General features: G+C 75.1%; 1 protein-coding gene. It reads right to left on the reverse strand.

Annotated elements, in window-relative coordinates; genetic code table 11:
• A partial coding sequence (locus ACWDVB_RS40075) for an SDR family NAD(P)-dependent oxidoreductase (RefSeq protein WP_451612059.1) occupies positions 1-5,108 on the reverse strand: 5,108 nt, incomplete at its 3' end.
• Between the last annotated feature and the right edge of the window lie 11 nt (positions 5,109-5,119).

The raw sequence follows: 5,119 nt of genomic DNA on the forward strand, positions 1-5,119 counted from the left end.
CCGTTGCGCCGCGCGTCCGAAAGACGCTCCACCAGCAGCACCCCGACGCCCTCACCCCAGGCGGTGCCGTCGGCCCCCTCCGCGAACGCCTTGCAGCGTCCGTCCGGAGCGAGCCCGCCCTGCTTGCCGAACTCCGTGAACACCCCTGGAGTCGCCATCACCGCGACGCCGCCGGCCAGCGCCAGGTCGCAGGTGCCGCTCCGGAGCGCGGACACCGCCATGTCCAGGGCGACCAGGGAGGAGGAGCAGGCCGTGTCGATGGTGACGGCCGGGCCCTCCAGGCCGAGGGTGTAGGCGATGCGGCCCGAGGCGACGCTGCCCGCGGTGCCGTTGCTGAGGTAGCCGGCGATCTCCTCGGGGATCTCCTGGAGCCTGGCGACGTAGTCGTGGTGCATCAGGCCGGTGTAGACGCCGGTCCTGCTGTGCCGCAGGTTCGTCGGGTCGATCCCGGCGCGTTCGATGGCCTCCCACGAGGCTTCGAGGAGCAGCCGGTGCTGGGGGTCCATGGTGGCGGCCTCGCGCGGGGAGATACCGAAGAAACCGGCGTCGAACTCGGCCGCGTCGTAGAGGAACCCGCTCTCGCGGACGTACGTGCTGCCCGTGCGCCCGACCTCCGGGTCGTAGAGCCGCTGGAGGTCCCAGCCGCGGTCGGCGGGGAAACCGCCGATGCCCTCACGGCCGCCGAGGACCAGCTCCCACAGCTCCTCGGGGGAGCCTACGCCGCCGGGGTAGCGGCAGGACATGCCGACGATGGCGATGGGGTCGCTGTCGGTGGGGCGTGCCTGTTCGATGCGGGCGCCCCGGTCCGCGGGGCCTGCCAGCGCCTCGTCCAGGAAGCCGGCGAGCGCCTGGGGGCTCGGGTAGTCGAAGACGAGGGTGGTGGGCAGCTGGACCTTGGTGGACTCGGCGAGGCGGTTGCGCAGTTCGACGGCGGTCAGCGAGTCGAAGCCGAGGGCGTCGAAGGACTGCTCGGGCGCCACGTCCTCGGGCGTGGCGTGGCCGAGCACGGTGGCGACGTGCTCGCGCACCACCTCGACGAGGGCGGCCGACCGCTCCGCCGCCGGCATGCCGAGCAGCCGGTCGCGCCAGGCCGACGGGGCGGCCGTCGGTGTGGCGGAGGCGCGGCGCGGGGAGGCCCTGACCAGGTTGCGCAGCAGCGCGGGCGGGTCGGTCCGACCGCGCAGGTCCAGTCGTACGGGAACGGCGACGGGTGCGGGCAGCCGGATCGCGGCGTCGAAGAGGGCGAGGCCCTCGTCGGCGGTCAGGGCCCGCAGCCCGCCGCGGGTGAGCCTGCCCAGGTCGGTGTCGCTCAGGGTGCCGGTCATGGCGCTGAGGTCGGCCCACAGACCCCAGGCCAGCGAGTGCGCGGGCAGTCCGGCGGCGCGGCGGTGGCGGGCGAGTGCGTCCAGGAAGGTGTTGGCTGCGGCGTAGTTGGCCTGTCCCGGGGAGCCGAAGACACCGGCGGCGGAGGAGAACAGCGCGAACAGTTCGAGTTCGAGGTCACGATCGCGGGTCAGCTCGTGCAGGTGCCAGGCGGCGTCCGCCTTGGGCCGCAGCACCGTGTCCAGGCGCTCGGTGGTCTGCGCGGTGACCATGCCGTCGTCGAGGACGCCCGCCGCGTGGACCACGCCGCGCAGCTCCGGGAGGGAGTCGAGGAGTTCGGCGAGGGCGGACCGGTCGGAGACGTCGCAGGCGGCCAGTCGTACGTCGGCGCCCAGTTCGCGTAGTTCAGCGCCCAGTTCGGCTGCTCCCGGGGCGTCGGCGCCCCGCCGTCCGGCGAGCACCAGGTCCCGTACGCCGTGGGCCGTGACCAGGTGACGGGCCACGGCGGAGCCGATGACTCCGGTGCCGCCGGTGATCAGGACGGTGCCCTGTCCGGAGTACGGGGCGGGGGTCTCGGCGTCGGGCGCGGTGCGTACCAGGCGCGGGACGAAGACGCTGCCGCCCCGTACGGCGGTCTCGGTCTCCTCGTCGGCGAGCGCGGCGAGCACGGCGGGCCAGGGGGCGTCGGTGGGATCGGTGAGGCCGGTGGGAGAGGTTAGGTCAGCGAGGTCGGTGGGAGAGGTGAGGTCGGTGAGGTCGGTGCCGGGTTCGAGGTCCAGCAGCGCGAACCGGCCAGGGTGTTCGGAGCGGGCCGAGCGCACCAGGCCGCGCACCGCCGCCTGGGCGGGGTCGGCGCCGTCGCCGGGGTGCACTTCGACGGCGCCCCTGGTCAGGACGGTCAGCCGGGCCGGGGCGAGCGCGTCGTGCGCCAGCCATACGCGTATCCGCTCCAGGGCGTGGCCCACGCGGGCCCGTACCTCGTCGAGCGGGTCGGCGCCGGGGTCGGCACCGCCCTGTTCCGTGCAGTCCAGGAGCACGGTGTCCGCGCCGTCGGCCACGGCTGCGGCCAGCTCGTCGAGGGAGGTGTCCGCGCTCCAGACCGGCGGGGCCGACGGAGCCCCGCTCGCGGCGGCGTCCCGGGCGGTCTGCTGCCGGGGCTGCCCGGGGTGCCTGGACTGCCCGGGTTGCCGTGGCTCCCAGGCTTCGGTGAACAGCGACTCCGCGACCACCGCCCGCGCCGGGCCGGCGGGGGTCTCGGAGACCGGCCGCAGGACGAGTTCGTCGATGCCCACGACGGGGGCGCCCGCGGCGTCCGCGATCCGGACGCGTACGGCGGCGGTGCCCGCGGTCGCCAGCCAGACGCGGACGGTGCGGGCGCCGCTCGCCCACAGCCGCACGCCGGACCAGGCGAACGGCAGCCGCGCGGTGTTCTCGGCGTCCTCGACCACGCCGCCGAGCCCGATGCCGTGCAGGGCGGCGTCCAGCAGGGCGGGGTGGACGCCGAAGCCCGCGACGTCGTCCGCCGCGCCCTCGGGCAGCTCCACCTCGGCGAAGAAGTCGCCGCCGCGCCGCCAGGCCCTGCGCAGCCCCTGGAAGGTGGGGCCGTAGGCGTAGCCCTGCTCGGCCAGTGCGGGGTAGAAGTCCTCGGTGTCGATGGGGGCCGCGCCCCGGGGCGGCCACACGTCGCCCGTGACCGGGCCGAAGTCGTCGGGCCCGGGGCCGGGGGATGGCGGGGCGACGACGCCCTGGGCGTGCCGGGTCCACTCGGGGTCGGCGCCGTTGGTCCCGTCGTCGGCCGGTTCGGGCCGCGAGTGCACGACGACGGGGCGGTGCCCTTCGTCGTCGGCGGGGCCCACGCCGACCTGTATCTGTACGGCGCCCTCGGGGGCGAGGACGAGTGGGGTCTCCAGGGTGAGGTCGCGGATCTGGCCGCAGCCGACGTTCTGCCCTGCGCGCAGGGCGAGTTCGACGAAGGCGGTTCCCGGCAGGAGCACGGCGCCCACGACGGCGTGGTCGGCGAGCCAGGGGTGGGTGGTGAGCGACAGCCGCCCGGTGAGCACCGAGCCACCGGCCGGGCCGCCGTCGGCGACGCTGACGGCGGCGCCGAGCAGCGGGTGATCGAGCCCGGTGAGTCCGGCGGCGGTCACGTCGCCGGCACGGCGCGGCGAGCTGCGGGGCCAGAAGCGCCGGCGTTCGAAGGGGTACGTGGGCAGGTCCGGGCAGGCGGGGACCGCGGGCAGGAGCGCACGCCAGTCCACGTCGACGCCGCGGGTCCACAGGGTGCCGACCGCGCGCAGCAGCGCGGCGACCTGGGGCCGCTCGCGGTGCGCTACGGAGGTGACGGTGACGGAGCGCCCCTCGGTGAGGCTGCCGTCCGTAAGGCTGTCTTCGATGGGCCGGGTGAGGACGGCGTGCGGCCCGATCTCCAGGAAGGCGTCCACGCGGGTTTCCACGGCGCGGACGGCGTCCTGGAAGCGGACGGCCTGGCGGGCGTGCCGCACCCAGTAGTCCGGGGAAGTGATGTCGTCCGTCACGGGCTCCCCGGTGACGGTGGACACCATGGGGACGGCGGGGCGGGAGAAGGTGAGCCGGGAGAGCACGGAGCGGAACTCGTCGAGCATGGGCTCCATCAGCGGCGAGTGGAAGGCGTGGCTGACCTGGAGCCTGCGGGTGCGGCGGCCGGCCTGTCCGGCGGCGTCGGCCACCAGGTCCACGGCGTCCGCCGCGCCGGACACGACGACGGCGGAGGGGCCGTTGACCGCGGCGACGGCCACCTGGTGCCGGTGCCGCTCGGGCAGGGCGCGCAGCCATCCTTCGGCCTGGGCACGGGTGGCGTCGAGCGCCAGCATGGCGCCGCCGTCCGGGAGTCGCTGCATGAGGGCGCCGCGGGCGACGGCCAGGGTGACCGCGTCCTCCAGGGAGAGCACCCCGGCCACATGGGCGGCGGCGATCTCACCGATGGAGTGGCCCAGTACGACGTCCGGGCGTACGCCCCACGTCTCCAGCGTGCGGCACAGCGCGACCTCGACGGCGAAGAGGGCGACCTGGGTGTAGCGGGTGCGGTGGATGAGGTCCGCGTGGCCGGAGGGGTGCTCGGTGGAGAGGCCCTCGGCGGAGGGGCGCTCGGCGGAGCCGGTGAGGACCACGTCCGCGAGCGGGATGTCGAGCTGCGGATCGGCGGCCGCGCAGACGGCGTCGAACGCCTCGGCGAACGCGGGCAGTCGCTCGTACCACTGCCGTCCCATGCCCGCCCACTGTGCACCCTGCCCCGCGAACACGAAGGCGGTCTTGGCGCCGGGCCGGGCCGTGCCGTGGACGAGGTGGCGGCCGGTGGTGCCCTTGTCGGCCAGTGTGTCGAGGAGCGCCGCGAATCCTTCGGTGTCCTCGGCGAGGACCACCGCACGGTGTTCGAACGCCGTACGCGCGGTGGCCAGTGCCACCGCCGTCCCGGCCACGTCCGTAACCTGCGTCGCCGCGTGCTCCCGCAGCCGGGCCGCCTGATCGCGCAACGCGGCGGGCGACTTGGCCGACACCAACCACGGCAGTACGCCGACAGAGTCCCGCCCCACAGGACTGTCCTGCCCCGTGGGGCTGTCCTGCACCTCCTGCGGAGCCTGCTCCAGAATCACGTGCGCGTTCGTGCCACTGATCCCGAACGAAGACACCCCAGCACGCCGCAGCCCCTCCCCCGGCCACGCCACCCGCTCCCTCGCCAACTCCACCGCACCCGACGACCAGTCCACATGACTGCTCGGCTCATCCACATGCAACGTCGGCGGCACCACACCATGCCGCA

Source organism: Streptomyces sp. NPDC003379, assembly GCF_053589195.1.